Origin of the sequence: Vibrio sp. Vb0598 (genome assembly GCF_033338935.1) — a bacterium.
GTDB classification, from domain to species: domain Bacteria; phylum Pseudomonadota; class Gammaproteobacteria; order Enterobacterales; family Vibrionaceae; genus Vibrio; species Vibrio alginolyticus.
The window spans coordinates 1-1,522 of the sequence record NZ_JAWOTP010000096.1 but is presented as its reverse complement, the minus strand read 5'-3'; the positions used below and the strand labels follow the sequence as shown (position 1 = coordinate 1,522).

The following is a 1,522-nucleotide window of genomic DNA, read 5'->3' as shown; positions in this document are numbered from 1 at the left end:
CTATGTTTTCCATATCGAACAGAGATAAATACGGCTCTGTGGCTAAAGATTTGCCACGAATTGTTTATTAAACTCAGCGTTTACTTTATCGCTTAGCTGTTCGTATTTTTCGCTCAACGCAATTTGCTGCGCTTGTAGATGAGTTGGGTTCTTAGCAAGATCAGAGGCATGAAGTTGGCCCATCTCCTCCATAAAGCCGCTAGTTAGCTGGCTGAAGATCGCGTCTTTACCGATAATAAAGCTCGCAAAATTCTCTTTCACGAATGCTTGTTCATTCGGGTTTAAGTTTTCTAAACCCAGACGTGCTTGGTTAGCAGAGGTTACATCATCAAACGTTGCGTTAGCTGGGTTCGTGCCTGGCTTCAGATAGGCGGCATCATTTTTAAAGTCATTGGCATTTTGAGTAAATGCGTTTTCAATCAACTTTTGAGAAAAGCTTCTGACTTCGAATGTTGACTGCACTGGCTTATGGTCGCTGACATTCTCAAAACCCTCTGTGATAACACTGGTTTGGTGGTTCTGTAAGTTGCCCGTTTTGTTGGTTAAACCAGTATTATCCAGCTCACCGAAGTCAGGGCGATCTCGGCCTTCTTTCTGCTTAATATTGCCAGTGTGCTTATCTAACTGCATGTAAGTATGGCTATCGAGTGGTTTGAACTTAAAGCCATGTTTCGCTAAGTGCGTATCATCGTGGGCAATTGGGTCGTACAGCACATCAGAGCCTTCAGCAACGCGCTTCTCACGTTCATTGAGATCGCCAGTGATCAGAACTTCCTCATTTGGATTAATGCCTTCCATCAACTTGTTGCCTTCGAACTCACGTTTGACTTCTTTGTTGGAATCCAGGTGTGCAGAAATGACGTTTAAAGGTTGTCCATTGATCTCCAAAGCCGTTTTCACGCCGCCTTTATTACCCGTGATGCCCATGAAGAATTCCATGTTTCGTCCACCGATGCCGTGACGATATTCAGACTCATTTTTCACGTTAATATCGACGCCATCTTTCGCAAAAACAGACATCGAAGTGTAGCTGATACCTTCACCAAGCCCTTTAGTCATGACTTTCATTTTGTTTTGGCTAAGCAGGTTCATGCCATCGAGTTCTAGGTCGTTAGCAAGCAATTTCGATTCTTGTTCGGCAAATAAGACCACATCATAGTCACCCTTTTGGATAAGGTTTTGGAAGTAGTTCTTCGTCTCTGCAGGCATCTTTTGGTTGGCTTGGTTGTACGTTAACGTCAGGACCTTAACGTTGCCGTTGTTCTCTTTTTTGTGCAGTTGTTGGTTCATCAAGTTCAGCTTTAAGTCGCTGTTTTTCGATGAATCTGTTTTGCTAAAAAAGCGATTAAAAAAGCTGCGATTTTCTTTTTGTTTGAGGCTAATTTCACCATCATTGCTTTTGGTAACGCTGTATTCTTTACCAAATACAGAGCCAAATTTAACGGTATCGCCTTCTTTCGCATTGGTTTTGATATTTTGAATATCTGCGAGGTCTAAATTACCTCGATGTTGACTATTAATT

General features: G+C 42.2%; 1 protein-coding gene. It reads right to left on the bottom strand.

What is annotated here, in order from left to right:
- Positions 1-42 precede the first annotated feature (42 nt).
- Complete coding sequence (locus tag R7Q38_RS23180) at positions 43-1,521, bottom strand: VPA0450 family T3SS effector inositol phosphatase (protein ID WP_318114435.1); 1,479 nt, start codon at positions 1,519-1,521, stop codon at positions 43-45.
- Between the last annotated feature and the right edge of the window lies 1 nt (position 1,522).